Raw genomic sequence first — 26,743 nt, 5'->3', positions numbered from 1 at the left:
CGGGCGGCCAGGAGTGCCCGCTATGCCCAGCCATGACCTCGACTACCGCATCCTCGGCGAATGCATGCAGACCGTGGAGATCGAACTGGACCCCGGCGAGACGGTGATCGCCGAAGCCGGCGCCATGAACTACATGACCGGCGGCATCCACTTCGCCGCACGCATGGGCGACGGTTCGGACTCCAGCCTGCTGGGCAAGTTGTGGAGTGCCGGCAAGCGCAAGTTCAGCGGCGAATCGGTCTTCATGACCCACTTCACCAACGAGAGCCAGGACAAGCAGCATGTTGCCTTCGCCGCACCCTATCCCGGCAGCGTGGTGCCGGTGCGCTTGGGCGAAGTCGGCGGCAAGCTGATCTGCCAGAAGGACTCGTTCCTCTGCGCGGCCTATGGCACCAAAGTCGGCATCGCCTTCGCCAAGCGCCTGGGCGCGGGCTTCTTCGGTGGCGAAGGCTTCATCCTGCAGAAGCTGGAGGGTGACGGCCTGGTCTTCGTCCATGCGGGCGGCACGGTGATCCGCCGTGAGCTGAAGGACGAGACGCTGAGGGTGGACACCGGCTGCCTGGTGGCCTTCACCGATGACATCGACTACGACGTGCAGCTGGCCGGCGGCCTGCGCAGCATGCTGTTCGGCGGCGAGGGCCTGTTGCTGACCACCCTCAAGGGCACCGGTACCGTCTGGCTGCAGAGCCTGCCGTTCTCGCGCCTGGCCGAGCGCATCTACGACGCCACCTACCGTGCCCGTGAAGAGGTAAGGACCAACTCCGAATGACCGCCCTGCGTCTCGCTCTCGTCACCTGCCTGGCCCTGCTGGCCGGCTGCAGCTCGCTGCTGTTCTATCCCAGCCCCGATGTCGCCATCACCCCCACGCGCGCCAAGCTGGAGTATCGCGACGTCACGCTGACCACCGCCGATGGCGTGAAACTCTCCGCCTGGTGGCTGCCGGCCAAGGCCGGTGTGCCGGTGAAGGGCACCGTGCTGCAGTTGCACGGCAACGGCGGCAACATGGCCTGGCACCTGGGCGGCACGTACTGGCTGCCTGAGCAGGGCTACCAGGTGCTGATGGTCGACTACCGCGGCTACGGCCATTCCGAAGGCGAGCCGAGCCTGCCGGCGATCTACCAGGACATCGACGCCGCCTTCGCCTGGCTGGACAAGGCACCGGAGGTACAGGGCAAGCCGTTGGTCCTGCTCGGCCAGAGCCTGGGCGGTGCCATGGCGGTGCACTATTTGGGCATGCACCCACAGCGGCAGAAGCAGTTGCACGCCGTGGTGCTCGACGGCGTTCCGGCCAGCTACCGGCAGGTGGCGCGCTACACCCTGGGTAATGCCTGGCTGACCTGGCCGCTGCAGGTGCCGCTGTCCTGGGTGGTGCCGGATGGCGACAGTGCGATTCGTTCGATCCCGCGACTTTCTGGCGCACCCGTGCTGTTCTTTCACAGCATCGACGATACCATCGTGCCCCTGGACAACGGCCTGAGCCTCTACAAGGCCGCGCCGCCGCCGAAAGTCCTCCAGCTGACCCGCGGCAACCACGTGGAAACCTTCGGCGAACCGGTCTGGCGCGAAGTGATGTTGCGCTTCCTCGACGATCCGCAGCACTTCACCGGATTGCGCCGGCTGGCCGAAGTCCCGAACTCGTCAACGCCGGAACCCGCCCCAGCGGGTTCCACAGAACAAGGCAAGCCATGAACGACCGCAATCCGATCTCGTACATTCTCACCGTCATCGCCACCATCTTCGTGTCGGTCGGCACGCTCTGGTACTACGGTTACCTGCACTTCGCCAAACCCGAGGATGCGCTGGAGCTGAGCCAGTTCACCATGCTGAAGAGCATTCCCGGCCAGGACACCAAGCTGGCGCTGGACCCGGCCGACCAGCAGGCGCAGTGCATCGACGGCGTGCTGGTGATGTTCGACATGACCCAGAAGGGCCTGACCGGCGTGCTGGTCGACGGCCGCAAGCGTGCCGTACGCTGCATGGGTCAGGAGACTCCCCAGCAAGTGAAGTGATGGGAGAACCCTGGCGCCGCTGACAAGGGAGGAAGCAGCATGAGCCACCCTGAAATCCGCGTCTGGCAGGGCGACATCACCCGTCTCGACCTCGACGCCATCGTCAACGCTGCCAACAGCTCGCTGCTGGGCGGCGGTGGTGTCGATGGTGCCATCCACCGCGCCGCCGGCCCCGAACTGGTCGCCGCCTGCCGTCCGCTGGGCGGCTGCCGGACCGGCGAGGCGAAGATCACCCCCGGCTTCCGCCTGCCGGCGCGTTTCGTCATCCACACCGTCGGGCCGGTCTGGCGCGGCGGCGGCCACGGCGAGCCGGAACTGCTCGCCCAGTGCTATCGCAACAGCCTGCAACTGGCCGAGGACAAGGGCCTGGCCAGCATCGCCTTTCCGGCAATCAGCACCGGTATTTATGGCTACCCCGCCGAAGCGGCGGCGCAGATCGCCGTCGATGAGCTGCGCCGTGCGTGTCCGGCGGGAGGCTCGCTGAAGGAACTGGTGCTGGTGGCGTTCTCGGCCGAGATGGCGGAGTTGTACCGGCGACTGCTGGGCTGAGGGCTTATCCGCAGGCTCATTCCTGACGGGACTCTGCGCGTGCCGGTGACTGTGAGTGTTCTTCGTAGGATGGCGTAGAGCGAAGCGAAACCCATCAAGGCGGATAGCGCTGCGTTATTCGCCCGACGAAAAGCAAGAGCATCGCGGACGGATACACGTGACTCCTGTAGGAGCGGACCTTGTCCGCGAAAACCATCGCGGCGAAATCCGCACTGACAGGGCAGCACCCGGGTTTGTCGCCAACCTGTAGGAGCGAGCTTGCTCGCGAACCACGGCTCATCGCGGACGGAGTCCGCTCCTACGGGAGCATGCGCACCGCACCGCTCTGGCTTTAAAGACTTCCAGAGAAACATCCGCACGCTCCGGAGCGCCCCTTCAGGAGGCCGAGTGGAATCGGAGTTTCAGGGGTTGAGCGGCATGGATGCCGCGAGAGCGTCGTTGGGCCATGGATGGCCCGTCGACGCGGGCCCCTGAAACTCCGATGGAGCGAGGGAACCCCGGCGAAGCCGGGGCCGGATGATGGGGCAGAGACTTTTGCCTCCTTTGGGTCGTTTGCCAAAGGAGGTCGCCCGAGGGGGCGAAACAAAATCTCTCAGCGCACACCGAAGCGGCGCAGAAACACCCAAACAAAACGAAAAGCATCGCGGACAAAGTCCGCTCCTACGGGTTGAATCCGGTACAGCTTTTGTAGGAGCGGAGCTTCTCCGCGATCCGCCGACAGGGCCGGCGTCAGCGATGTTCGCTGACCAGAACGTCACCCCGGTAACGCAACAACCGCAACCCGTTGAACACCACCAGCAGGCTGGCGCCCATGTCGGCGAACACCGCCATCCACAGGGTGCCCTCGCCGGCCAGGGTCAGGGCCAGGAACACCGCCTTGATACCCAGCGCCAGGCTGATGTTCTGGATCAGCACGCGATGGGTCTGGCGCGACAGGCGGATGAAGGACGGCAGCTTGCGCAGGTCGTCGTCCATCAGCGCCACGCCGGCGGTTTCGATGGCGGTGTCGGTACCCGCTGCGCCCATGGCGAAGCCGATGTCGGCGCGGGCCAGGGCGGGAGCGTCGTTGATGCCGTCGCCGACCATGCCGACGCGGCGGCCGCCTTCCTGATGCTGTTTCACTTCATTGAGCTTGTCCTCCGGCAGCAGGTTGCCCTGCGCCGCATCGATGCCCACCTGGGCGCCGATGGCAGCGGCGGTGTGCGGGTTGTCGCCGGTGAGCATCAGGGTTTTCACGCCCAGCTCATGCAACTGTGCAACCGCCTCGCGGCTGGTTTCCTTCACCGCATCGGCCACCGCGAACAGGGCCAGCGGACCTTCGGCATCGAGCAGCACGATCACCGTCTTGCCCTGCTGTTCGAGGGCGTCGAGGCGGGCTTCCAGCGCTTTCGAGCAGAGACCGAGTTCCTCCACCAGACGGTGGTTGCCCAGGTGATAGAGACGGCCATCGATCTCGCCCTTCACGCCACGGCCGGGCAGGGCGGTCAGCTCGCCGACGCCGTAGAGCGCGAGATTGTCCGCTTCGGCGGCGCGGGCCACGGCCTGTGAGACCGGGTGATCGGAGCGCGCAGCCAGGCTGGCGGCGAGGATGCGCACATCGGCTCCGGCCAGTTCACGCAGCGTCGTGTAGTCGGTCTGGCGCGGGCGGCCTTCGGTCAGGGTGCCGGTCTTGTCCAGGGCGATCCAGTCCAGCGAGCGGCCCCGTTCGAGGAATACCCCGCCCTTGATCAGGATGCCCAGGCGCGCAGCCGCCGAAAGGCCGCTGACGATGGTCACCGGGGTGGAGATCACCAGGGCGCAGGGGCAGGCGATCACCAGCAGTACCAGGGCGCGGTACACCCAGTCCAGCCAGGCTCCGCCGAAGAACAGCGGCGGCAGCAGGGCGGTGGCGATGGCGATGAGGAACACCACCGGCGTGTAGATGCGCGAGAACTGGTCGACGAAGCGCTGGGTCGGCGCCCGCGAGCCCTGGGCCTCTTCCACGGCGTGGATGATCCGCGCCAGGGTGCTGTCGTCGGCGACGCGGGTGACGCGGTATTCCAGTGCGCTCTCACCGTTGATGGTGCCGGCGAACAGCGTATCGCCCGCCTGTTTCTCCACCGGCAGGCTCTCGCCGGTGATGGGCGCCTGGTTGACGCTGGAGCGGCCGTCGAGCACCTCGCCATCCAGCGCGATGCGTTCGCCGGGGCGCACGCGTACCCGCGCACCGAGGGTGACGGACTTGGCGGGCAGTTCCTTCCATTCACCGTCCACCTGCACCGTGGCCTGTTCCGGCGCCAGTTGCAGCAGGCCACGAATGGCGTTGCGCGCACGCTCCAGGGACTTGGCTTCGATCAGTTCGGCGATGGCGAACAGCACGGCGACCATCGCCGCTTCCGGCCACTGGCCGATCAGCATGGCGCCGGTCACGGCGATGCTCATCAGCGCGTTGATGTTCAGGTTGCGGTTCTTCAGCGCGATCCAGCCCTTGCGGTAGGTCGGCAGGCCGGCGCCGAGGATGGCCGCCACCGCCAGCGCCGCTACCAGCCACTGCGGGCCGATGGCGAACCATTCGAAGAACTCCGATGCCGCCGCGGCCACGCCGGCCAGCGCCAGTGGCCACCAGGGTTTCTGCTTGGCGGCGGGGGCTGCGACTGGGGCGTCGTCGTCCAGCGGCTCGGCCTGCATGCCCAGCGAAGCCACCAGTTTCTGCAGCGGTTCGATGCTGTCGAAACGGTGCTGCACGCGCAGCAGGCGCTGCATCAGGTTGAAGTCGAGGTTTTCTACCGCCGAAACGCGACCGAGGGCGTCGCGCAGCAGGCGTTCCTCGGTGGGGCAGTCCATGGCTTCGATGCGCAGGCTGGTCCAACGCAGCTCGCCGCTGGCGGCGCCGCTCGCCGCGGTTGCGGCATCACGGGCCAGCGCACTGCGATCCTCGCCGTGATCGTGATCGTGATCGTGATCGTGGTCGTGGTCATGATGGGCAGGTGCAGCTGCCGGCGCGCGCAGCAGCGCGCCCTTGTCGCAGCCGCAGCAACTCGCGGCGTCGCTGTGTTGCTGATCCTGGACGGGGCCGTGGATGATCGGCCCCTGGCGATTGGCAGTCATGTCGTCCGTTCCTGTTTGACGAGTTGCCACTGATTGCACACCCTGTAGTAACTACAGAGTCAAGACTGTCTTTAACCTGGAGGCCGAAGATGAAGATCGGTGAACTGGCGAAACTGACCGGTTGCCCGGTGGAGACCATCCGCTACTACGAGCGCGAAGGCCTGCTGCCGGAGCCGTCGCGCAGCGAGGGCAACTACCGGCAGTACGATGCGATCCATGTGGAGCGGCTGTCGTTCATCCGCCATTGCCGTTCGCTGGACATGACCCAGGACGAAATCCGCATCCTGCTCGGCCTGCGCGACCGCCCCGAATCCGACTGCGGCACCGCCAACCGGCTGATCGACGAGCACCTGCACCATGTCGAGGTGCGGATTGCCGAACTGCAATCGCTCAGTCAGCAATTGCGCGACCTGCGCGCCCGTTGCAGCGGCGATGGCAGCAGCGAGGACTGCGGCATCCTGCGCGAGCTGGAGCAGCCGGCGGAGCCGTCGGTGATTCCGGAGGCTTGCTCGGAGGCGGGGCATCTGCACGTGCCGGGCGTCCACGGCCGGCATTGAACAAGGGCGTATAACGCCCCGCGTTATACGCCGTTTCACGGGACTTCGAGTGCAACTGCGGAGCCAGGGCTGGTAGAGGTGTATCGGCGTACAACCGTGAACGGTTGTACGCCCTACGCACTTCCAGATAGCTCCTGGGCTGGGCGGGTTCGCGAGCAAGCTCGCTCCTACAGGTAAAGCAAAACGCCCCGGCGATTGCCGGGGCGCTTTCTTTCAGGAGTGGTTCGACTCCTTGGCTTCCGTCAATTCATGCAGGTACTTGCGCGACAGCTGCAGGAAGCGCGGCGTCGGGCCGATGTCCTCGTAGATCGGGTCACCCTGTTCGTCCTGCGCCACCACCTTCTGCCCCTTCACGTAGGGGAAGCTCGCTTCCAGCTCTTCCAGCGCCGAGCCGACCAGCTCCCCCAGGATCTCCTCAACGCTGCGCTTGGGATACATGTCATGCAGGGCGGCCAGCCGCGCGGCGGTTTCCACGTCCAGCGGGATGCTGTAGTGATGCTTGGTCATGCGCCCCCTGGCGTTCTGTTCCCAATGGCGTACCAGATCGCGGATTTTCATGTTCACCTCTGTAGCCCGTTCGTGGCGGGCGTGTGGGACGGGCCTCGTGGGTCCGCCGGCAGGTTTTCCCGATGGCCTCGGGATCACTTTGAGCCTAGTCGCTGTCCGAGCTGGATGGCTGGCGTTCGTCGCACGCTTGTCAGCCGGTGTCGCCAGCGGCACTGTAAAACTCTCAGCACAAGGAGACCCGTCATGCCGGATATCGATGCGCGCCTGCGCGAGGACGTTCACCTGTTGGGCGAGTTGCTGGGGCAGACCATCCGCGCCCAGTACGGACAAGGCTTCCTCGACAAGATCGAACTCATCCGCACCGGCGCCAAGGCCGCGCGGCGCGGCTCGGCGGAAGGCGCCCGGCAACTGACGGCGACCCTCGACGCGCTGGGAGAGGACGAGCTGCTGCCGGTGGCGCGGGCCTTCAACCAGTTCCTCAACCTGGCCAACATAGCCGAGCAATACCACCGCATCCGCCGGCGCACGCCCAAGGAGCCGGAGCCCTTCGAGAACCGCGTGCTGGGCGAGCTGCTCGGCCGCCTGCGCAAGTCCGGCCTGGGTGCCGAAGGCTTGGCGCGGCAGGTGGCGGCGCTGGAGATCGAGCTGGTGCTGACCGCGCACCCCACGGAAGTGGCACGGCGCACCCTGATCCAGAAGTACGACGCGATGTCCGCGCAACTGGCGGCCGACGATCACACCGACCTGCTGCCGGAGGAGCGCGAAGCGGTGCGCGGGCGCCTGCAACGGCTGGTCGCCGAGGCCTGGCACACCGAGGAAATCCGCCGCACCCGGCCGACCCCGGTGGATGAGGCCAAATGGGGCTTCGCGGTCATCGAACATTCCCTGTGGCAGGCGCTGCCGGCCTTCCTCCGGCATGTCGACGCCACCCTGCAACAGACGCTGGGCGAGCGTTTGCCACTCTCCGCCGCGCCGATCCGCTTCGCCTCCTGGATGGGCGGGGACCGCGACGGCAACCCCAATGTCACCGCCGCCATCACCCGCGAAGTCCTGCTGCTGGCGCGCTGGATGGCCGCCGACCTGTACCTGCGCGATGTCGACAGCCTGGCCTCGGACCTGTCCATGCAGCAGGCCAGCGACGAACTGCGCGCTGAGGTGGGGGAGGTTGCCGAACCCTATCGCGCGCTGCTCAAGCAACTGCGCGAACGCCTGCGCGCTACCCGCGCCTGGGCCGAGCGGGCCATTCACAGCGGCGAGGCGCCGGGCGCGGAGGTGCTGCAGGACAACCGCGAGCTGCTCGAACCGCTGCAGCTCTGCTACCGCTCGCTGCAGGACTGCGGCATGGGCGTGATCGCCGACGGCGCGCTGCTCGACTCCCTGCGCCGCGCGGCCACCTTCGGCCTGTTCCTGGTGCGCCTGGACGTGCGCCAGGACTCCACGCGCCACGCCAGGGCAATGAGCGAAATCACCGAATACCTCGGCCTGGGCAACTACGCCGAGTGGGACGAAGCCGTGCGCCAGGAATTCCTCCTGGAAGAACTCGCCAGTCGTCGCCCCCTGCTGCCGGCGAACTACGCGGCATCGCCGGAAACCGCCGAAGTCCTGGCGACCTGCCGGGTGGTGGCCGAGGCGCCGGCGGCGTCGCTGGGTTCCTACGTGATCTCGATGGCCGGGCAGCCCTCCGACGTGCTCGCCGTGCAGTTGCTGCTCAAGGAGTGCGGGCTGCAGCGGCCGATGCGCGTGGTGCCGCTGTTCGAGACCCTGGATGACCTGGACAACGCCGGCCCCTGCATCGATCGCCTGCTTAGCCTGGACAGCTACCGCACGGGCCTCGCCGGCCCGCAGGAAGTGATGATCGGCTACTCCGATTCGGCCAAGGACGCCGGCACCCTGGCCGCGGCCTGGGCGCAGTACCGGGCGCAGGAGGCGCTGGTGGATATCTGCCGCAGCCACGGCGTCGAGCTGCTGCTGTTCCATGGCCGCGGCGGCACCGTCGGCCGTGGCGGCGGCCCGGCCCACGCGGCGATCCTCTCGCAGCCGCCGGGCTCGGTGGCTGGGCGTTTCCGCACCACCGAGCAGGGCGAGATGATCCGCTTCAAGTTCGGCCTGCCGGGTATCGCCGAGCAGAATCTCAACCTCTATCTCGCCGCGGTGCTGGAAGCCACGCTGCAGCCGCCGCCGGTGCCGGAGCCCGCCTGGCGTGAGGAGATGGACCGGCTGGCCGCCGATGGCCTCGCCGCCTACCGTGCGGTGGTGCGGGAGAACCCGCAGTTCGTCGACTACTTCCGGGAGGCCACGCCGGAGCAGGAGCTGGGCCGCCTGCCACTGGGCAGCCGTCCGGCCAAGCGCCGCGAGGGCGGGGTGGAAAGCCTGCGGGCGATTCCGTGGATCTTCGCCTGGACCCAGACGCGCCTGATGCTGCCGGCCTGGCTCGGCTGGGAGGAGGCGCTGCTGAACGCCATCGAACGGGGCGAAGGCGCGCTGCTGGGGCGCATGCGCAAGGAGTGGCCGTTCTTCACCACCCGCATCGACATGCTGGAGATGGTGCTGGCCAAGGCCGACCGGGAAATCGCCCAACTCTACGACGAGCGTCTGGTGCAATCGGAACTGCGACCATTAGGTGCACATTTACGCGACCTATTGTCGCAGTCGGTGCGCGTGGTACTGGGGCTGACCGGGCAATCCCAGTTGCTCGGCAACGCCGCCGAGACCCGCGAGTCGATCGGCGTGCGCAACACCTACCTGGACCCTTTGCATCTGCTCCAGGCTGAGCTCCTTGCCCGTTCCCGACGTTGCGCGGGCGACGCCTGCGGCGGTCTGGAGCAGGCGCTGCTGGTCACGGTGGCAGGCATCGCCGCCGGTCTGCGCAACACCGGCTGAGGCTGTGAGACCCCCCACCAATGGTGGATTGCGCAAGGGCGAAATGGCGGTAATTTGATGGCTGATCGAGGGTGATTCGCCGGCCCTCGACTGGCTTTCAGGGTCGCCAGGGGCGGCTTGTGTGGTGGGGGGCCGCTGTGTATCGTGAGCAACCTTTCGGCGCGCCTTTGCGCCATTTAAAGCATGATGAGATTGGCCCCATGAGGCGGATCCGTGATTTCGCTTAACAAGTATTAAGGAGCATATCGATGCGTGTGATTCTGCTCGGGGCGCCCGGTGCCGGCAAAGGTACCCAGGCTCGCTTCATCACTGAGAAGTTCGGCATTCCGCAGATCTCCACCGGCGACATGCTGCGTGCGGCGGTCAAGGCGGGCACCGAGCTGGGCCTGAAGGCCAAGAGCGTGATGGACGCCGGCGGTCTGGTCTCCGATGACCTGATCATCAACCTGGTGAAAGAGCGCATCGCTCAACCCGACTGCGCCAAGGGTTTCCTGTTCGACGGTTTCCCGCGCACCATTCCCCAGGCTGAAGCCATGAAGGAAGCCGGTGTCACCATCGACAACGTGATCGAGATCGCCGTGGACGACGAGGAAATCGTCGGCCGCATGGCCGGTCGCCGCGTTCACCCGGCCTCGGGCCGCGTCTACCACATCCAGCACAACCCGCCGAAGGTGGAAGGCAAGGATGACGTGACCGGGGAAGACCTGATCCAGCGCGAAGACGACAAGGAAGAAACCGTGCGTCACCGCCTGTCGGTCTACCACTCGCAGACCAAGCCGCTGGTCGATTTCTACCAGAAGCTGGCCGCCGTCGAAGGCACCCCGAAGTACACCTGCGTCGAAGGTGTCGGCTCGGTGGAGCAGATCACCGCCAAGGTGTTCGCCGCCCTCAGCTGATTGCCCCGCGCAATGCCAAAGGCCCGCACAATGCGGGCCTTTGGCGTTTATAATGCCCGCCCTTTTTCATCGCCTGTTGGATAAAACCATGCCCACGCTGCTGGCCCTGGATACCTCGACCGAAGCCTGTTCCGTCGCGCTGCTGCATGACGGCCACCGGTATGTTCGCCACGAGGTGATCCCGCGCCTGCACGCCCAGCGGCTGCTGCCGATGGTGCAGGACATCCTTGGCGAGGCCGGTATCGAGCTGTCCGCCGTGGAGGCCATCGCCTTCGGCCGTGGCCCCGGCGCCTTCACCGGCGTGCGCATCGCCATCGGCGTGGTCCAGGGCCTGGCCTTCGCATTGCAGAAGCCGGTGCTGCCGATCTCCGACCTGGCCGTGCTGGCCCAGCGCGCCTACCGTGAGCACGGCGCGACCCAGGTGGCCTCGGCCATCGACGCGCGCATGGACGAGGTGTACTGGGGTTGCTATCGCCTGGAGCAGGGCGAGATGCGCCTGGCCGGCGCCGAGGCGGTACTGCCGCCCGAAGGCGTGGCGCTGCCGCGTGATGCCCAGGGTGAATGGTTCGGCTCCGGCACCGGCTGGGGTTTCGAAGCGCGCCTGGCGGTGAAAGTCGCGGCCCACGACGCCAGCCTGCTGCCCCACGCCGAGGACCTGCTGACCCTGGCCGAGTTCGCCTGGGCGCGCGGCGAGGCGGTTGACGCGGAGCATGCCCAGCCGGTTTATCTGCGCGACAACGTGGCGACACCCAAGAAGGCCTGATCCAAGCCAATTGACCCGGATTGCACCCGCTCGCTAGAGTGAATGTATTCCCACCGAGTTTTTCGCCATGCGTATCGACGGTCTCGTTTCCACTTCCCAGGCGCCTGAGCGCACTGCCCGCACGGGCACTGCAGTCATGCCCTATCGGGACGTGCAGCGTGATGTCGAGTCTCGCCGCGATCAGCCCGCGCCGACATCGGCCAGCCAGGGCTTCGAGCAGCAGCCACAGGTCCGCCGCGTCGAAGCCGGCAACGCCAGCAGCTACAGCGTGCCGGCCACCCTGCGCGACAACCTCGATTACCAGCGTCCGTTGAGCTCCCGCGCGGCCCAGGCGCTCGCCAGCTACACCAGCACCGCCAGCATGGGCGGCCAGTACGAGGGCCAGGAAGTCCTGGGTCTCGACCTCTACGCCTGATTTCATGAGTCTGCCGTACTACCTGGGCTGTCCCTCGTGGAACGAGCCGGCCTGGCGCGGCACCTTCTACCCCGCCGACCTGCGCGCCGCCGAGACGCTGGGCTTCTATTCCCAGGTCTTCAACGCGGTGGAAGGCAACACCACCTTCTATGCCCGGCCCAATGCCGAGACCCTGAAGCGCTGGGCGCAGACCATGCCGGCGAACTTCCGCTTCTGCGCCAAGCTGCCCCGCGATATCAGCCACGAAGGCGACCTGCGCGGCCAACTGGAAAACACCCAGGACTTCCTTGACCTGCTGGCGCCGCTGGGCGAGCGGGTCGCACCGCTGTGGCTGCAGGTCTCCGCGAGCTTCGGCCCGGATCGTCTCGGCGAACTGGCAGCCTGGCTGGATGCCTTCGCCGAACGCCGGCTGGCGGTGGAAGTGCGGCACCCGGCGTTTTTCGCCAAGGGCGAGGAGGAGCGGGCGCTGAACCGGCTGCTGCTGGACCGCGGCGTCGAGCGCATCTGCCTGGATTCCCGTGCGCTGTTCGCCTGCCGTTCCGACGATCCGGCAGTGCTGCATGCGCAATCGAAGAAGCCGAAGGTGCCGGTGCGCCCGGCGGCCTTCAGCGACAGCCCGCAGCTGCGCTTCATCGGCGGGCCGGACCTGGGGGCCAACGCCGCCTACCTCACGCCGTGGATCGCCAAGGTGGCGGAGTGGATCGAGCAGGGCCTGACGCCCCACGTTTTCCTGCACACCCCGGACAACCACCGCGCCGCCGAGCAGGCGCAGCGCTTCCACGCGCTACTGCGCGAGCGCCTGCCGGGCTTGCCGGCGCTGACCGAGCCGAAGCCGGAAGTGGAACAGCTCGGCCTGCTCTGAGCGGCCAACTGTGCATGGCACGCCGCCGGCGACAGGACTAACCTGCTCCTTCCCCTATTCGGCAAGGAGGTCGCCATGACCACTCAACAACAGCGCGGCGAAGCGTTCCGGGCGCTGCACCAGCGCGATGGTCTGTTCGTTCTGCCCAATCCCTGGGACGCGGGCTCGGCGAAGATGCTCGCCCACCTGGGCTTCGAAGCGCTTGCCAGCACCAGCGCGGGGTTGGCGTTCTCCCTTGGCCGGCCCGATGCCGAGGGTGCGGTCAGTCGTGAGGAGGCATTGGCCAATGCTCGGGCGATCATCGAGGCAACGCCGCTGCCGGTGGCCGCCGACCTGGAAAACGGGTACGGCGACGAACCGGAAGACTGTGCCGAAACCATCCGTCTCGCCGCCGCCTGCGGGTTGGTCGGCGGCTCCATCGAGGATGCCACCGGCCGTCCGGATGCGCCGATCTACCCGCTGGAGCTGGCCGTAGAGCGGGTCAGCGCCGCGGTGCAGGCCGCTCGTGCGCTGCCGTTCCCCTTTACCCTGGCGGCGCGGGCGGAGAACCTGCTGCATGGCCGCAACGACCTGGACGACACCATCCGTCGCCTGGTGGCCTTCGCCGAAGCGGGCGCCGATGTGCTCTACGCGCCGGGCCTGAAGACCAGGGAGGAAATCGCTGCAGTGGTCAGCGCCGTGAAGCCGCGGCCGGTCAACGTACTGGTGGGGTCGCCGGCGCTGCAGGTGAACCTGGAGGAGCTGGCCGAACTGGGCGTGAAGCGCGTCAGCGTCGGTTCCAACTTGGCGCGCGTGGCCTTCGGCGCCTTCTTCAGCGCGGCCGAGGCGTTGGCCAAGGGGGATCTGAAACCGATGAACGGGGCGATGCCGTTCGACCGCATCAACCTGCTGTTTCGCGGTTGAGCCGCTGTTGAGCCCGTTGCAAGGCGCGCTGCGCTAGAATCGCGGTTTTTTTCCAGGATCGCCCCGCCATGACCGAGACCCTCACTCCGCCGCGCATCGTCGTCCAGGCGCTGGAGCCTGCCTGGCAGACTGCCGCCGAGCAGTGGGCGCAACGCCTGGGGCTGCCATTGGGCGAGAGTGATGATGCGGACTTCGCCCTGCAACTGGGCGAGCAGGGCTTGCAGCTGCTGCAACTGGGGCCAGACTCGCCCGGTCCGGTGCGCGTGGATTTCCTCGAAGGCGCTACCGCTCACCGCCGCCAGTTCGGCGGCGGTGCCGGGCAGATGATCGCCAAGGCCGTCGGCATCCAGCCGGGCGTGCGCCCCCATGTGCTGGACGCCACCGCCGGGCTGGGGCGCGACGCCTTTGTGCTGGCGACCCTGGGCTGCGAAATGCACCTGACCGAGCGCCAGCCGATCATCGCCGCGCTGCTGGAAGACGGTCTGGCCCGTGCGGCGGGAGATTTCGAGGTGGGCGCCATCGTCGCCCGCATGCGCCTGTTGCAGGGCAACGCCATCGAGCGCATGGCCGCCTGGGAAGGGGAGGCGCCGCAGGTGATCTACCTCGACCCCATGTTCCCGCACCGCGACAAGAGCGCGCTGGTGAAGAAGGAAATGCGCCTGTTCCGCCCGCTGGTGGGCGATGACCTCGACGCCCCGGCGCTGCTGGAAGCGGCCCTGAAGCTGGCCAGCCACCGCGTGGTGGTCAAGCGCCCGCGCAAGGCGCCGATCATCGAAGGGCAGAAGCCGAGCTACAGCCTCGAGGGCAAGTCCAGCCGCTACGACATCTATCCGCTGAAGAGCCTCAAGGGTTGATGTCGTAGGGCGTACAACCGTTCGCGGTTGTACGCCGATTCACCTTGGCACGTCGTGGGTGCCAGGGCTGATCTCGGAGTGCGCTAAGACCAAGGTCAAACGGCGTATAACGTCGAACGTTATACGCCCTACGCCTGCCCGCGAGTCGTACTTGTAGGAGCGAGCTTGCTCGCGAACCCGCCCAGCATCGGAGTGGTCGGGGAAACCCGTTCGCGAGCAAGCTCGCTCCTACAGGGATAGTGCACCGTTCGCTTTCAGGGCCGGAACGCCTTGAGGAACAGCGCCACCACTTCCTGCACATGCGCCTCGGCTTCTTCTTCCGTGGGCGGTGTTTCGCAACCGATCAGCAGGCGGAAGTGCACGCATCCCTGCACCAGCATCAGGAAGTGCTCGGCGGCCCGGCGCGGGCTGTCCATCTGCAATTTGCCCTGTTGGCGGGCCTGCTCCAGCAGGCGCTCCATCTGGTCCAGCACGCGCTGCGGGCCGGCCTCGAAGAAGAGTTGCGACAGGTGCGGATTCCCCGCGCCCTGGGCCACCATCAGCCGGCTCAGGGAGATGGCCTCCGGGCTGTTGATCAACTGGTTGAAACCGCGCGCCAGGGCCAGCAGCAGGCTTTCGAAGGGCGCGTCAGCCGGCGGCTCGGCGAACAGCTCGGGCATGCGCTCGGCGCACTTGGCCTGTACCGCCTCGACGAACAGCGTCTCCTTGTCGGTGAAGTGGCTGTAGACGGTCAGTTTCGACACGCCGGCCTCGGCTGCGATGGCTTCCATGCTGCTGCCGTCGTAGCCGTAGCGAATGAACAGTTCCTTCGCGGCTTCGAGGATGGCCTTGCGCTTGGCGGGGTCCTTGGGACGACCCGGCCCATTGGAGGGAGTCGTGAGTGACATGATTTTACATTTCTAATACTGGACTGGTGGGTTCTGTATTTTTACTATACCGGGGAGTATAAGAATTCAACCGCGCTTTGCGAAAGGTCACACATCATGTTCCGCCATGCTCTGTCTGTCGCGCTTCCTGCCGTCCTTTCCCTGTCCCTGACCGCCTGCGGTACCGGCGAGCCGCCCAAACCGGCGGTGCGCCCGGCGATGGTGGTGCAGCCGTTGCCGGCCCGGGATGTTACCGAAGCCTATCCCGGCGAGGTACATGCCCGACATGAGCCGGAGCTGGCGTTCCGTATCGGCGGCAAGGTCAGCCGACGACTGGTTGAGGTGGGCGAGCGCGTGAAGAAGGACCAGACCCTGGCGGAGCTGGACCCCGAGGACGTGCGCCTGCAACTGGAGGCGACCCGCGCCCAGGTGGCGGCCGCCGAGGCCAACCTGCAGACCGTCCGTTCCGAATACACCCGCTACAAGACGCTGCTCGAACGCCAGCTGGTCAGCCAGTCGCAGTTCGACAACATCGAGAACACCTACCGCGCCGGCGAGGCTCGGGTGAAACAGATTCGCGCCGAGTACGACGTGGCCCGCAACCAGGCGGACTACGCGGTGCTGCGCGCGCCCCAGGACGGCGTGATCGCCACCCGTCGGCTGGAAGTGGGGCAGGTTGTGGCTGCCGGGCAGACCGTTTTCACCCTCGCCGCCGATGGTGATCGCGAAGTGCTGATCAGCTTCCCCGAACATGCCATCGATCGCTTCCGCATCGGCGAGTCGGTGAGCGTCGAGCTCTGGTCGCAGCGCGACAAACGCTTCAGCGGCAAGATCCGCGAACTGTCGCCGGCTGCCGATCCGCAGTCGCGCACATTTGCCGCGCGGGTCGCCTTCGATGACGCCAAGGTGCCCGCCGAGCTGGGCCAGAGCGCGCGGGTCTACATCCAGGCCGAAGGCACGGTGCCGCTGGCGGTACCGCTGGCGGCTGTGACCGCCGAGGGCGGCCAGCCGTTCGTCTGGGTGGTCGATCCGAAGAGTTCCACCCTGCACCGCCGCCCGGTGCGCATCGGCCCCTTCGCCGAGGACCGCGTGCCGGTGCTCGAAGGGCTGAACAGCGACGACTGGGTGGTGGCTGCAGGCGTGCAGGTATTGCGTGAAGGGCAGGAGGTACGGCCGGTCGATCGGGAAAACCGCTCGGTCAAGCTGGTGGCGAAGGAGTAACGCCCGATGCAATTCAACCTTTCCGCCTGGGCGCTGCAGAACCGTCAGATCGTCCTGTTCCTCATGTTGCTGCTGGGCATCGTCGGCGCGCTGTCGTACACCAAGCTGGGGCAGAGCGAGGACCCGCCGTTCACGTTCAAGGCCATGGTGGTGAAGACCAACTGGCCGGGGGCGACCGCCGAGGAAGTCTCGCGCCAGGTGACCGAGCGCATCGAGAAGAAGCTGATGGAAACCGGCGACTACGACCGCATCGTCTCCTTCTCCCGCCCCGGCGAATCCCAGGTGACCTTCATCGCCCGCGAGGATTTCCGTTCCCGCGACATCCCCGAGCTCTGGTACCAGATCCGCAAGAAGGTCAGCGACATCCGCTACACCTTGCCGCAGGGCATCCAGGGGCCGTTCTTCAACGATGAGTTCGGCACTACCTTCGGCAACATCTACGCGCTGTCGGGCAAGGGCTTCGACTACGCGGTACTCAAGGACTACGCCGACCGCCTGCAATTGCGCCTGCAGCGGATCAAGGACGTGGGCAAGGTCGAGCTGATCGGCCTGCAGGACGAGAAAATCTGGATCGACCTGTCCAACACCAAGCTCGCCACCCTGGGCCTGCCACTGGCGGCGGTACAGAAGGCGCTGGAAGAACAGAACGCGGTGAGCGCCACCGGCTTCTTCGAGACCGCGAGTGATCGCGTGCAGCTGCGCGTTTCCGGCCGCTTCGATTCGGTGGAGGACATCCGCGCCTTCCCGATCCGCGTCGGCGACCGCACCTTCCGCATTGGCGACGTGGCCGAAGTGCATCGCGGCTTCAACGATCCGCCCGCGCCGCGCATGCGCTTCATGGGCGAGGACGCCATCGGCATCGCCGTGGCCATGAAGGACGGCGGCGACATCCTGGTGCTGGGCAAGAAGCTCGACGCCGAGTTCGAGCGCCTGCAGCAGACGCTGCCGGCGGGCATGGAGCTGCGCAAGGTTTCCGACCAGCCGGCGGCGGTACGCGAGGGCGTGGGCGAGTTCGTCCGCGTGCTGGCCGAGGCGCTGATCATCGTGCTGCTGGTGAGCTTCTTCTCCCTCGGCCTGCGCACTGGCCTGGTAGTGGCGCTGTCGATTCCGCTGGTGCTGGCGATGACCTTCGCCTGCATGTACTACTTCGGTATCGGCCTGCACAAGATTTCCCTCGGCGCGCTGGTGCTGGCGCTGGGTCTGCTGGTGGACGACGCGATCATCGCCGTGGAGATGATGGCGGTGAAGATGGAGCAGGGCTACGACCGCCTGAAGGCTGCCAGCTTCGCCTGGACCAGCACCGCCTTCCCGATGCTCACCGGCACCTTGGTGACTGCCGCCGGCTTCCTGCCGATTGCTACCGCGCAGTCGGGCACTGGCGAGTACACCCGTTCGCTGTTCCAGGTGGTGACCATCGCGCTGCTGGTGTCGTGGATCGCCGCCGTGGTCTTCGTGCCCTACCTGGGCGAGAAGCTGCTGCCGGACCTGGCCAAGCGCTATGCGGAAAAGCACGGCGGCACCGACAAGGGCCATGACCCGTATTCGACGGCCTTCTACCAGCGCTTCCGCCGCGTGGTGGAGTGGTGCGTGCGTTATCGCAAGACGGTGATCCTGCTCACCGTGCTGGCCTTCGTCGGCTCGATCATGCTGTTCCGCCTGGTGCCGCAGCAGTTCTTCCCGCCATCGGCGCGCCTGGAGCTGCTGGTGGACCTGAAGCTGGCCGAGGGCGACTCGCTGGCCGCCACCACCGAGCAGGTCAACCGCCTGGAGAAAATGCTCGCCGAGCATCCGGGCATCGACAACTACGTGGCCTACGTCGGTACCGGCTCGCCGCGCTTCTACTTGCCGCTGGACCAGCAATTGCCGGCGGCGAGTTTCGCCCAGTTCGTGGTGCTGGCGAAGAACCTGGAGGCCCGCGAGGAAATCCGCCAGTGGCTGATCAAGCACATGAACGAGGACTTCCCGACGCTGCGTACGCGCATCAGCCGCCTGGAGAACGGCCCGCCGGTGGGCTACCCGGTGCAGTTCCGCGTCTCCGGCGAGCACATCCCGGAAGTCCGCGCGCTGGCGCGCAAGGTCGCCGAGAAGATGCGCGAGAACCCTCACGTGGTGAACGTGCACCTGGACTGGGAGGAGCCGAGCAAGGCGGTGTTCCTCGACATCGACCAGGAGCGCGCCCGCGCCCTCGGGGTGAGCACGGCGGACATCTCGCAGTTCCTGCAGAGCTCGCTGACCGGCGCTACCGTCAGCTACTACCGCGAGGATAACGAGCTGATCGAAATCCTCCTGCGCGGCGACGAGCGCGAGCGGCATGACCTGTCGCAGCTGCCGAGCCTGTCGATGCAGACCAGCAGCGGCCGCAGCGTGGCGCTGTCGCAGGTGGCGACCCTGGAGTACGGCTTCGAGGAAGGCATCATCTGGCGGCGCAACCGCCTGCCCACCGTGACCGTGCGTGCCGACATCTACGACGACTCGCTGCCGGCCACCCTGGTGAAGCAGATATCGCCGACCCTGGACCCGATCCGCGCCGAGCTGCCCGACGGCTATCTGCTGGACGTCGGCGGCACCGTGGAGGATTCCGCCAAGGGGCAGAACTCGGTGAACGCCGGCATCCCGCTGTTCATCGTAGTGGTGCTCAGCCTGCTGATGCTGCAGCTGCGCAGCTTCTCGCGGATGATCATGGTGTTCCTCACCGCGCCCCTGGGGCTGATCGGCGTGACCCTGTTCCTGCTGATCTTCCAGAAGCCCTTCGGCTTCGTGGCGATGCTCGGCACCATCGCGCTGGCCGGGATGATCATGCGCAACTCGGTGATCCTGGTGGACCAGATCGAGCAGGACCGCAGCCACGGCCTGGACACCTGGCACGCGATCATCGAGGCTACGGTGCGGCGCTTCCGCCCCATCGTGCTGACCGCGCTGGCGGCGGTGCTGGCGATGATCCCGCTGTCGCGCAGCGTGTTCTTCGGGCCGATGGCGGTGGCGATCATGGGTGGCCTGATCGTCGCCACGGCGCTGACCCTGTTGTTCCTGCCGGCGCTGTATGCGGCGTGGTTCAGGGTGAAGAAGGAAGCCTGAAATCCCCAGGCATGAAAAAGCCCGGCAGATGCCGGGCTTTTCTTTTTACCTCGCGAACGCTCTTTCGCTCGCGGCGCATTGTCACTCAGAGCACCCCGAACACCTTCTTCGCCATCCCGGTCGCTGCGGCGGTCGGGTTCTGGCGGATGGTCTTCTCCTGCTCGGCGATGATCTTGAACAGACCGTCCAGCGCTTCCTCGGTCACGTAGTTCTCGATGTTGGCGTTTTTCGCGTCGACCACGCCGAAGGCAGCGGCCTGGCTGGCGAAGGCGTTGTACTGCTTGGCCACGCCGACCTGGTCGGTGGCTTGCTTGATGATCGGCAGGAACTTGGCGCGCAGCTGCTCGCGGCTGCTGCGGTTCAGATAATCGGTGGCGGAGTGCTCGCCGCCCTGGAGAATGCCCTTGGCGTCGGTCACGGTCATCTTCTTCACCGCGTCCACCAGCAGCGCCTGGGCTTGCGGCATGGCAGCCTCGGCGGCCTTGTTCATGCTCGCTTCGAGCTGGTCGACCTGGGCGCCCATGCCGAACTGCTTCATGGTCTTGGCGGCCTTGCCCAGCTTGCCGGGTAGTTCGATCCGTACCTGCGGGTCATTGCTGAAACCACCGGGCTGGCTGAGCTGGCGCACGGCGACCTGGGCGCCCTGGGTCAGTGCATCCTTCAGGCCGGCGGAGGCGTCGCTCTGGCTGAGGTCGGAGAGGGACAGGGCGAAGGCATTGACCGAGAGCAGGGCGCCGGCCAGCAGAGCGGGAATTCGCAACATCGAGACTTCCTTGAACGGAGCTCGGCGGCCGGTGTGGCCGTCGAGGTGGAGAATGAGGCGGGGAGATTAACGGACTCGGGCCGTTGGGGAAAACCCGTGGGCGTGGTGAATCAGCGCACAGGATCGACGCATTGGAACGCGCCGGGAGGGGTGGGTTCCATGGTCAGCGCCACTCTTCGGGTGCGCTGGACTTCCAGTCGCTGAAGGCTGACTTCAAGTCGAACTGATAGGGATATCCCAGCTCGACGAGGCGAGCGGGATGAATGTTGTTGGAGCGTACGAGCTTGCGGATGCGTACCGGACTGAAGGGGTGGCGAATGCGAAGCGGGCGGGCGACCAGATCGATGCAATGGGCGGCGCCCAGCAGAAGAGGGAAGGGAATCTCCGGTACGCGCCGTTTCACGCCCGCTACCTGGCAAACGGTGTCGACATAGTCCTGGATCGATGGGCCGGGATTCATCGACATGTTGAACAGCGAGAAGTGCTCGCCCTGGGCCTTCTGCCGTTCCAGCATCCAGCAGATGGCGGAGCACAACTCCTTCACGTAGGTGCCGGCCTTTCGCGTATCACGGTTGCCCATGTAGAAGAAGTAATGGTGTATCACCGCCTTGACCAGGCGGGAGACATTGCCGCCTTCCCCGGGGCCGAACACCACACCGGGACGGACAATCACCAGATGCCGCCGCTCCTGGTCGGCCGCAAGCCAGGCCTGGTGCATCTTCTCGGCCACCAGTTTCGATCCGCCATAGGCCGTCATCGGTACCGGCAGCGAGCGCTCGTCCTTTTGTTCTTCGCTCGGCCCGTAGGGCGAGATCGAACTGGTGAAGACCATTTCATTGCAGCCCACGCGCTCGGCCCAGGCACATACGTGCTGGGCACCCTGCAGGTTGGTTTCGTAGTACTCGAAATCGTCATGTCCGGGTTCACGATGCACGGCCGCGAAGTTCGCAATGAGCGAAACCGATTCCGGAGGCACCCAGTCGATCGGCTGGCGGACATCGCCGGCAATCTCGATGATTTCGGCGGACTCCCGCACCAGTTGGGCGCGATAAGGGAAAGGCTTGTCGGAGACCTGTTCCTTGTCGAACAGATAGACCTTTTCAAAGGCTCCCGTTGAAAGCAGATGTTTGGCAAAGAAGACGCCAATGAAGCCGGAGCCCCCGAAGATGACGGCGCAGCGCATATCAGACCTGCAATGGGTGAGTGTTGAAATGGCCGATCACCCGACAAATCGCAGTCATGATGACGGGAAGAGTCATGTGTCGGTCCTCAAGTGCGCTGTCTGACTGCGTGAGAAGAATTCAAATCATGTTCTTCTTCAGGAGGCAGCGTGTTGGCGGTGGCCAGAGCCTTGTCGACGAAGGCTTTGATATTTCGCTGGAACACGGGTTTGGCGAAACCCTGCGCATGCAAGTGCATTTCCGATGGTGAAAAGTCGAACTCGCCGCGCTCAAGCCGGCCGACCGCCTCGATCAGCGCTTCGACACTCTGCTCATGGAAGAGGATGCCGGTCTTGCCGTGAATGACGGTGTCCAGGGCGCCGCCCTTGCCATAGGCCACCACGGGAGCACCTGCCGCCATGGCCTCGACCGGGACGATGCCGAAGTCCTCGATCCCCGGGAAAATCAGGCCGCGACAGCGTTGCAGAAGATCCTGGATGACGGAGAAAGGCTGACGACCCATCAGCTTGACGTTCGGGCCCGCGATCTTTTTCAGCGGTTCGAGCAACTCGCCTTCGCCGACCACGACCAATGGCAGTCCGAGCCTGTTGAAGGCTTCGACGGCCATGTCGGCGCGCTTGTAGGCCACCAGTTGGCCCAGGCATAGGTAGAAATCGCTGCGTTCGAGCTTCGGGTTGAAGTCCGAGACGTTGACCGGGGGATAGATGATCTCCGATTCACGCCGGTAGAACTTCCGGATGCGTGAGGCAACGAAGGTCGAGTTCGCAATGAAGTAGTCGACGCGATCCGCCGAGAGCCTGTCCCAGACCCGGAGCCAATGGGCGATGAGCGGGAATAGCGTCCGAACGAAGCGTCCCGCGCCGGACAGGTACTCGTGGTACATGTCCCAGACGTAGCGCATAGGGGAATGGCAATAACAGATGTGAACGGAATCGGGACGGGTAATGACGCCCTTGGCGGGGCCTGACTCGCTACTGATGATCAGGTCGTAGTTGGTGAGGTCAAGTTGCTCGAGCGCAAGTGGCATGAGGGGCAGGTACTTCTGATAGTGCTTGCGCGCCTTCGGCAGTTTCGAGATGAACGTCCTGTATAGGTTTCCCTTGAAGTTTGCAGGTAATGCCTGACGCACGACCTGTTCATCGCAAACGTGAATGAAGATATCCGCATCGGGATAGAGCTCTGCGATTGCGGAGCAGACAGCCTCGCCGCCGCGATTGCTCATCCACCAATAGTGGATTATGGCTACCTTCATTGGGCGGGCCTCATGCGGGGTAATTAACAGTTGAAGAGGTTGTATTTGACGTACCGCGCGACAGGCTCTCAGGGAGCTCGCCCCGCGAGGTGCGCAAAGGCATCCGTGTCCAGGTGGGGTCTCCGCGCCGGGCTGCGACTTCGTCGCGCGCCTGCCGCCGCTGGTCCATGGCTACCGCAGCGTCGCCGAAGGACGTCGGTGATCCGAAGAGTCTTCATAAGCTGAGGCGGGCTCCGAGGCCGTTGAGCGACTACCTGGAGGGACCAGACTGCGGGAATAGGGTCACGCTGAAGTCAGCGTAGACTTTTTTACTCTACGCGCGAGTAAAAAATCTGACGATAGTTCTGTTGTTCGTCAAATTATTGTCGATTTGGCAGCCGATTTGCCCAGCTTTCCACCGCGCGCTCGATCAGGCCATAGCTGTGCTCGAAGGCTTCCGGGCCTTGGCGATAGGGGTCGGGGATTTCCAGGTTGTGCAGCCATTTGCCGAGCAGGAATGTCTTGCCCCGCGCTTCGGGCGACAGGCGGATGACGTCCCGGATCTGGCTGTGTTCCATGACCAGCACCAGGTTGGCTTCGTGGATGAGTTCGCGGTTCAGTTGGCGGGCGCGGTGGGGAGCCGGACGATGGCCGTGACCGCTGAGGATCGCCAGCGCCGTGCTGTCCATGGGGTGGCCGATCAAGGCGGAAAGCCCGGCCGAGGCTACGGCGATGCCGCTGCCTGGCAGGGACTCGCGAAGCAGGTGTTCGGCGGTGGGGCTGCGGCAGATGTTGCCGACGCAGACGAACAGAATCCTGTTGAACACGGAAGCGTCCCTGGCTGCGGTCGATAGGTGATGTGTCAAAAAAACTATCGACCGCGGCAGGGGGCGTCAAGCTGGCAGCGCGGTGCGCCGACGGGCGCGCTAGGCCTGGGTGGCAGGTGGCTGCTCGTCGGCGGCGGGCTCTTCCTGGCTGGGCCGCTCCAGCGCGACCTGGCGGATCGACAGGCGGATTTCAGCCGGCAGCACCCGTTTGGCCGCGCCTTCGGCCAGCTCGCCGAGCAGCTCGTGGAAGCTCAGCTTGCCGTGTTCGTCCTGGCGCAGCACGTCTTCGTCCAGCAGGGTCTGGATGAAGTGGCGGAACAGGCTCTTGTCGAAGAACTCCGGCGCGTTAAGGCCATGCAGGATCGACAGGCGCTGGGCCATGACGGTGCAGAGATTTTCCAGTTCCTCGGCAGTGAGCTGCTTCTGCCCGGCGTTGAGCACCAGGGAGATGGCCATGTAGAAGCGCTGCAGGGTCTGGGCGATGGCGCGGGCCAGCAGGGTCAGCAGCACGTACTGGCGCGAGCTGGGCGCCGGGCGGATGAAGGTGTCGTTCTCCTGCTTGAGCAGTTCGCTGGCGACCAGCGCTTGCAGCCACTGGTCGACCACGGCGTCCAGTTCGTCCAGGTTCCAGCGGATGAACAGTTCGGCCTGCAGGTAGGGGTAGAGCGCGCGGGTGTAGCGCAGCAACTGCTCGCGGCTGATCCGTCCGCTGTTCTGGAAGAAGCTGGCGATCAGCGCCGGCAGGGCGAAGATGTGCAGCACGTTGTTGCGGTAGTAGGTCATCAGCACCGCGTTCTGCTCGTCCAGGTAGCAGATGCGGCCCAGGGCGTCCTTCTGCTCGCTGAGCAGGTTCATGCTCTTCACGTACTCGATCTGCTGCTGCCCGTCGCCCTCGGGCAAGGTTGCGCTCGGCGAGTAGGGTACCTTGCGCAGTAGTCCGAGATAGAGGTCGATCACCCGCGCCAGGGCGGTTTCGTCCAGCGCCAGGCGGGTGGTGGAGAGCAGGGCCAGGGCGACCAGGTTCACCGGGTTGATCGCGGCGGCGTCGTTGAGGTGGCGGGCGACGTCGCGGGCCAGGTGGTGGGTGGTTTCCGACAGCCAGGCCGGGCGGAACTCCGGGCCCAGGTCCTGCTTGCGCCAGTCCGGCTGCTGCTGGTCGAGGAAGCGGTCGAGGTGGATCGGTTCGCCGAAGTTCACCCAGACCTGGCCGAAGCGCTGCTTCAGCGCGCCGATGACCTTGAAGATGTCGAAGATCGATTCCTTCTTCTTCGCCGCCCCGCGCAGCTCGCCCAGGTAGGTGCGGCCTTCGAGCACACGCTCGTAGCCGATGTACACGGGGACGAAGACGATCGGCCGGCGCGAGTCGCGCAGGAAGCTGCGCAGGGTGATCGCCAGCATGCCGGTGCGCGGATGCAGCATGCGCCCAGTGCGCGAGCGGCCGCCTTCGACGAAGTACTCGGTGGAGAAACCGCGGCTGAACAGGGTATGCAGGTATTCGTTGAACACCGCGGTGTACAGCTGGTTGCCCTTGAAGCTGCGGCGCATGAAGAAGGCGCCGCCACGGCGCAGGATCGAGCCGACGATGGGCATGTTGAGGTTGATGCCGGCGGCGATGTGCGGCGGGGTCAGGCCGTTGCGGAACAGCAGGTAGGACAGCAGCAGGTAGTCGATGTGGCTGCGGTGGCAGGGCACGTAGACGATCTCATGGCCCTGGGCAACGTCCTGCACGCGCTCGATGTGATTGACCTTCACACCCTCGTAGAGCTTGTTCCAGAACCAGGTCAGGGTCACTTCGAGGAAGCGGATCACCGGGTAGGAGACGTCGGCGGCGATCTCGTTGGCGTAGCGCAGCGCGGTGGCCTCGGCCTTCTCCTGGGAAATCTTCTGGGTCTCGCACTCTTCCTGGATCGCCTGGCGCACCAGCGGCGCACGCAGCAGGCCCTTGACCAGGGTGCGGCGGTGGGAGAGGTCAGGGCCGATCACCGCGGTCTTCTGGTTGCGGAAGTGCACCCGTAGGATGCGCTGCACCATGCGCAGCGTACGGGCGTGGCCCTTGTCCTGCTCTACCAGTTCGCGCAGGTGGATGGGCGCGGAGAACTGCACACGGGTCTTGCGGCCGAGGATCAGGATGCGCGCCAGCTTGCGCAGGCGGCCGGTCACCGCCCAGTTGTCGGCGAAAAGCAACTTCCAGGCGCTCTTTTCGCTATCCGGCGATTGTCCCCAGAACACGCTGACGGGGACGATCTGCGCGTCGTCGATGCCGTTCTGGCCAATGGCGCCGAGCATGCGCACCAGCGCCGGCGGCGCGCCGCGCTTGTCCTGGCGGCCGAGCCAGTCGGGTTCCGGGGTCAGGTAGAAGAAGGCCGCGGGCTCGATGGACTCGCCCACCGCGACCGGCATCACCGGGCGCGGCAGGCCGGCCTTGCGGCACTCGGTGTCGACTACCGCCAGGTCGCTGACCGAGGGCTGCTGCAAGACGTAGAGGACCGGTTTGCTGCGGTCGATCTTCAGGCTGAAGGCCGACTGGTTGATGGTTTCCGAGCGCACCCAGAGGTAGAGCAGGCGGCGCAGGGCACCAAAACCGAAGCGGCGGAACGGGTAACGAGGCATACAGGCCCTATGGCTGGCAGAAATAAAACGAGCGATTGCTCAGGGGCGTTAGTTTGCCGGATCAGGGGGCGGGCGGCAAAGCCGCGGTCGCCCGCCTGGCGGCAGCGAACGCTGCGTTGGCAGGGACTATCCTGCTTGATCAGGGTTCCATTCGATGGAGGTGGAGCGATGCGTAAAGTGACTTTTGGATGCCTGTTGGCGCTGGTCTGTGTGACGCCGGCGGGGGCTCAGTCGGTGGTGCCGCTCAATGGCCAGAGTAGCCAGCAGATGCAGCAGGACATGGATTACTGCAACGGCGTTGCCGCCAACGCCGCGAGCGGTTCCAGCTCCCCGCACGTCGGCGGGAGGGTGCGCGGCGCGGCAAGGGGCGCGGCGGCTGGCGCGGTCGGCGCCGAAGTACGCGGTCAACAGCACGATGAGATCTACGACCGGGCCAGCGACGACGCCAAGCAGCAGTACCGGCAGAACCGTGCAGGCGAAGTCGCTGCCGCCGGGGCCGTGGTGGGGGCCTCGCGCCAGCGCCAGGAGCGCCGCCAGGATCGTCGCAACCAGCAGGCCACACAGAGTTCGGCCTACGGCAGTTGCATGCAGGGGCGGGGTTACCAGGTCAGCCAGTGAAATCTCGCGGCTGCCGGCAGGTCAGCTGGATGAGGGTTTCGCTGCAGCGGAGATTCTGGCAAGGCGTAC

General features: G+C 65.8%; 23 protein-coding genes. 15 read left to right on the top strand and 8 right to left on the bottom strand.

What is annotated here, in order from left to right:
• Window positions 1-22 precede the first annotated feature (22 nt).
• Genes SD196_RS20810 through SD196_RS20795 form a run of 4 tightly spaced genes read left to right on the top strand, consistent with a single transcriptional unit; the run spans window position 23 to window position 2,558 of the window.
• Entirely contained in the window at window positions 23-769 is a 747-nt protein-coding gene (locus SD196_RS20810; RefSeq protein ID WP_343572270.1) for a TIGR00266 family protein, read from the top strand.
• Window positions 766-1,689: an alpha/beta hydrolase gene (locus tag SD196_RS20805; RefSeq protein WP_343572272.1), complete on the top strand. Its 924-nt coding sequence runs from the start codon at window positions 766-768 to the stop codon at window positions 1,687-1,689. Before SD196_RS20810 ends, SD196_RS20805 begins: the two co-directional genes overlap by 4 nt.
• The gene (locus tag SD196_RS20800) at window positions 1,686-2,009 is read left to right on the top strand and encodes a hypothetical protein (protein WP_275608275.1); all 324 of its coding nucleotides are present in this window, start codon (window positions 1,686-1,688) and stop codon (window positions 2,007-2,009) included. Before SD196_RS20805 ends, SD196_RS20800 begins: the two co-directional genes overlap by 4 nt.
• A gap of 39 nt (window positions 2,010-2,048) precedes the next feature.
• Window positions 2,049-2,558 (top strand): O-acetyl-ADP-ribose deacetylase, encoded by a 510-nt coding sequence (locus SD196_RS20795; RefSeq protein WP_343572274.1) that lies wholly within the window; start codon window positions 2,049-2,051, stop codon window positions 2,556-2,558.
• Between the two features lie 729 nt (window positions 2,559-3,287).
• Here SD196_RS20795 and SD196_RS20790 read toward each other — a convergent pair.
• Window positions 3,288-5,645 carry a heavy metal translocating P-type ATPase gene (locus SD196_RS20790; protein WP_416310615.1) on the bottom strand — a complete coding sequence of 786 codons (2,358 nt, stop codon included), beginning with the start codon at window positions 5,643-5,645 and terminating at the stop codon, window positions 3,288-3,290.
• An 89-nt stretch (window positions 5,646-5,734) separates the two neighbouring features.
• Here SD196_RS20790 and cadR point away from each other — a divergent pair, with 89 nt between their 5' ends.
• The gene (gene cadR / locus SD196_RS20785; protein ID WP_275608272.1) at window positions 5,735-6,202 is read left to right on the top strand and encodes a Cd(II)/Pb(II)-responsive transcriptional regulator; all 468 of its coding nucleotides are present in this window, start codon (window positions 5,735-5,737) and stop codon (window positions 6,200-6,202) included.
• A gap of 213 nt (window positions 6,203-6,415) precedes the next feature.
• Here cadR and SD196_RS20780 read toward each other — a convergent pair whose 3' ends face one another.
• Window positions 6,416-6,760, bottom strand: coding sequence for a pilin assembly protein (locus SD196_RS20780; protein ID WP_275608271.1), 345 nt, complete (start codon window positions 6,758-6,760; stop codon window positions 6,416-6,418).
• Between the two features lie 192 nt (window positions 6,761-6,952).
• Between SD196_RS20780 and ppc the strand changes: the two genes are divergently transcribed.
• From ppc to SD196_RS20745, 7 genes are all read left to right on the top strand, one after another.
• On the top strand, window positions 6,953-9,589 hold the full coding sequence (gene ppc, locus SD196_RS20775) for a phosphoenolpyruvate carboxylase (protein WP_275608270.1): 2,637 nt from the start codon (window positions 6,953-6,955) through the stop codon (window positions 9,587-9,589).
• Between the two features lie 248 nt (window positions 9,590-9,837).
• Entirely contained in the window at window positions 9,838-10,485 is a 648-nt protein-coding gene (gene adk, locus SD196_RS20770; protein WP_275608269.1) for an adenylate kinase, read from the top strand.
• A gap of 88 nt (window positions 10,486-10,573) precedes the next feature.
• Window positions 10,574-11,248, top strand: a complete 675-nt coding sequence (tsaB, locus tag SD196_RS20765; RefSeq protein WP_343572278.1) for a tRNA (adenosine(37)-N6)-threonylcarbamoyltransferase complex dimerization subunit type 1 TsaB — start codon at window positions 10,574-10,576, stop codon at window positions 11,246-11,248.
• A gap of 67 nt (window positions 11,249-11,315) precedes the next feature.
• The gene (locus SD196_RS20760) at window positions 11,316-11,663 is read left to right on the top strand and encodes a hypothetical protein (protein WP_416310614.1); all 348 of its coding nucleotides are present in this window, start codon (window positions 11,316-11,318) and stop codon (window positions 11,661-11,663) included.
• Between the two features lie 4 nt (window positions 11,664-11,667).
• Window positions 11,668-12,525: a DUF72 domain-containing protein gene (locus SD196_RS20755; protein WP_343572282.1), complete on the top strand. Its 858-nt coding sequence runs from the start codon at window positions 11,668-11,670 to the stop codon at window positions 12,523-12,525.
• 75 nt (window positions 12,526-12,600) lie between these two features.
• Window positions 12,601-13,428, top strand: coding sequence for an isocitrate lyase/phosphoenolpyruvate mutase family protein (locus SD196_RS20750; protein ID WP_343572284.1), 828 nt, complete (start codon window positions 12,601-12,603; stop codon window positions 13,426-13,428).
• A 68-nt stretch (window positions 13,429-13,496) separates the two neighbouring features.
• A complete protein-coding gene (locus tag SD196_RS20745) occupies window positions 13,497-14,282 on the top strand; it encodes a class I SAM-dependent methyltransferase (protein WP_343572286.1) in 786 nt (261 codons plus the stop codon).
• A gap of 254 nt (window positions 14,283-14,536) precedes the next feature.
• Here SD196_RS20745 and SD196_RS20740 read toward each other — a convergent pair whose 3' ends face one another.
• Window positions 14,537-15,169 (bottom strand): TetR/AcrR family transcriptional regulator, encoded by a 633-nt coding sequence (locus SD196_RS20740; RefSeq protein ID WP_275608263.1) that lies wholly within the window; start codon window positions 15,167-15,169, stop codon window positions 14,537-14,539.
• Window positions 15,170-15,265: 96 nt separating this feature from the next.
• Here SD196_RS20740 and SD196_RS20735 point away from each other — a divergent pair, with 96 nt between their 5' ends.
• A complete protein-coding gene (locus SD196_RS20735) occupies window positions 15,266-16,369 on the top strand; it encodes an efflux RND transporter periplasmic adaptor subunit (protein ID WP_275608262.1) in 1,104 nt (367 codons plus the stop codon).
• A gap of 6 nt (window positions 16,370-16,375) precedes the next feature.
• A complete protein-coding gene (locus SD196_RS20730; protein ID WP_331316836.1) occupies window positions 16,376-19,444 on the top strand; it encodes an efflux RND transporter permease subunit in 3,069 nt (1,022 codons plus the stop codon).
• An 85-nt stretch (window positions 19,445-19,529) separates the two neighbouring features.
• On the opposite strand, the gene SD196_RS20725 is transcribed toward SD196_RS20730, so the two are convergent.
• The 5 genes from SD196_RS20725 to plsB all read right to left on the bottom strand — a co-directional run bounded on the left by SD196_RS20725 (window position 19,530) and on the right by plsB (window position 26,056).
• Complete coding sequence (locus SD196_RS20725) at window positions 19,530-20,207, bottom strand: DUF4197 domain-containing protein (protein WP_331316838.1); 678 nt, start codon at window positions 20,205-20,207, stop codon at window positions 19,530-19,532.
• 163 nt (window positions 20,208-20,370) lie between these two features.
• Window positions 20,371-21,390 (bottom strand): NAD-dependent epimerase/dehydratase family protein, encoded by a 1,020-nt coding sequence (locus tag SD196_RS20720; protein ID WP_275608259.1) that lies wholly within the window; start codon window positions 21,388-21,390, stop codon window positions 20,371-20,373.
• Window positions 21,391-21,476: 86 nt separating this feature from the next.
• Complete coding sequence (locus SD196_RS20715) at window positions 21,477-22,640, bottom strand: glycosyltransferase (RefSeq protein ID WP_343572292.1); 1,164 nt, start codon at window positions 22,638-22,640, stop codon at window positions 21,477-21,479.
• 359 nt (window positions 22,641-22,999) lie between these two features.
• A complete protein-coding gene (locus SD196_RS20710) occupies window positions 23,000-23,446 on the bottom strand; it encodes a low molecular weight protein-tyrosine-phosphatase (RefSeq protein WP_275608257.1) in 447 nt (148 codons plus the stop codon).
• A 99-nt stretch (window positions 23,447-23,545) separates the two neighbouring features.
• Complete coding sequence (plsB, locus tag SD196_RS20705; protein WP_343572296.1) at window positions 23,546-26,056, bottom strand: glycerol-3-phosphate 1-O-acyltransferase PlsB; 2,511 nt, start codon at window positions 26,054-26,056, stop codon at window positions 23,546-23,548.
• A 168-nt stretch (window positions 26,057-26,224) separates the two neighbouring features.
• Here plsB and SD196_RS20700 point away from each other — a divergent pair, with 168 nt between their 5' ends.
• Window positions 26,225-26,674, top strand: a complete 450-nt coding sequence (locus SD196_RS20700) for a hypothetical protein (RefSeq protein ID WP_331316846.1) — start codon at window positions 26,225-26,227, stop codon at window positions 26,672-26,674.
• Window positions 26,675-26,743 lie beyond the last annotated feature (69 nt).

It is taken from the genome of Pseudomonas macauensis (assembly GCF_047902425.1).
Lineage (GTDB): Bacteria > Pseudomonadota > Gammaproteobacteria > Pseudomonadales > Pseudomonadaceae > Pseudomonas.
Note: the sequence above shows the minus strand (reverse complement) of the source record. Positions and strands in the feature narration are given on the sequence as shown.

Excerpts from the sequence above, each read along its gene's own strand:
- SD196_RS20810 (WP_343572270.1), top strand. The coding sequence starts at position 23 with ATGCCCAGCCATGACCTCGACTACCGCATCCTCGGCGAATGCATGCAG.
- SD196_RS20805 (WP_343572272.1), top strand. The coding sequence starts at position 766 with ATGACCGCCCTGCGTCTCGCTCTCGTCACCTGCCTGGCCCTGCTGGCC.
- SD196_RS20800 (WP_275608275.1), top strand. The coding sequence starts at position 1,686 with ATGAACGACCGCAATCCGATCTCGTACATTCTCACCGTCATCGCCACC.
- SD196_RS20795 (WP_343572274.1), top strand. The coding sequence starts at position 2,049 with ATGAGCCACCCTGAAATCCGCGTCTGGCAGGGCGACATCACCCGTCTC.
- SD196_RS20790 (WP_416310615.1), bottom strand. The coding sequence starts at position 5,645 with ATGACTGCCAATCGCCAGGGGCCGATCATCCACGGCCCCGTCCAGGAT.
- cadR (WP_275608272.1), top strand. The coding sequence starts at position 5,735 with ATGAAGATCGGTGAACTGGCGAAACTGACCGGTTGCCCGGTGGAGACC.
- SD196_RS20780 (WP_275608271.1), bottom strand. The coding sequence starts at position 6,760 with ATGAAAATCCGCGATCTGGTACGCCATTGGGAACAGAACGCCAGGGGG.
- ppc (WP_275608270.1), top strand. The coding sequence starts at position 6,953 with ATGCCGGATATCGATGCGCGCCTGCGCGAGGACGTTCACCTGTTGGGC.
- adk (WP_275608269.1), top strand. The coding sequence starts at position 9,838 with ATGCGTGTGATTCTGCTCGGGGCGCCCGGTGCCGGCAAAGGTACCCAG.
- tsaB (WP_343572278.1), top strand. The coding sequence starts at position 10,574 with ATGCCCACGCTGCTGGCCCTGGATACCTCGACCGAAGCCTGTTCCGTC.
- SD196_RS20760 (WP_416310614.1), top strand. The coding sequence starts at position 11,316 with ATGCGTATCGACGGTCTCGTTTCCACTTCCCAGGCGCCTGAGCGCACT.
- SD196_RS20755 (WP_343572282.1), top strand. The coding sequence starts at position 11,668 with ATGAGTCTGCCGTACTACCTGGGCTGTCCCTCGTGGAACGAGCCGGCC.
- SD196_RS20750 (WP_343572284.1), top strand. The coding sequence starts at position 12,601 with ATGACCACTCAACAACAGCGCGGCGAAGCGTTCCGGGCGCTGCACCAG.
- SD196_RS20745 (WP_343572286.1), top strand. The coding sequence starts at position 13,497 with ATGACCGAGACCCTCACTCCGCCGCGCATCGTCGTCCAGGCGCTGGAG.
- SD196_RS20740 (WP_275608263.1), bottom strand. The coding sequence starts at position 15,169 with ATGTCACTCACGACTCCCTCCAATGGGCCGGGTCGTCCCAAGGACCCC.
- SD196_RS20735 (WP_275608262.1), top strand. The coding sequence starts at position 15,266 with ATGTTCCGCCATGCTCTGTCTGTCGCGCTTCCTGCCGTCCTTTCCCTG.
- SD196_RS20730 (WP_331316836.1), top strand. The coding sequence starts at position 16,376 with ATGCAATTCAACCTTTCCGCCTGGGCGCTGCAGAACCGTCAGATCGTC.
- SD196_RS20725 (WP_331316838.1), bottom strand. The coding sequence starts at position 20,207 with ATGTTGCGAATTCCCGCTCTGCTGGCCGGCGCCCTGCTCTCGGTCAAT.
- SD196_RS20720 (WP_275608259.1), bottom strand. The coding sequence starts at position 21,390 with ATGCGCTGCGCCGTCATCTTCGGGGGCTCCGGCTTCATTGGCGTCTTC.
- SD196_RS20715 (WP_343572292.1), bottom strand. The coding sequence starts at position 22,640 with ATGAAGGTAGCCATAATCCACTATTGGTGGATGAGCAATCGCGGCGGC.
- plsB (WP_343572296.1), bottom strand. The coding sequence starts at position 26,056 with ATGCCTCGTTACCCGTTCCGCCGCTTCGGTTTTGGTGCCCTGCGCCGC.
- SD196_RS20700 (WP_331316846.1), top strand. The coding sequence starts at position 26,225 with ATGCGTAAAGTGACTTTTGGATGCCTGTTGGCGCTGGTCTGTGTGACG.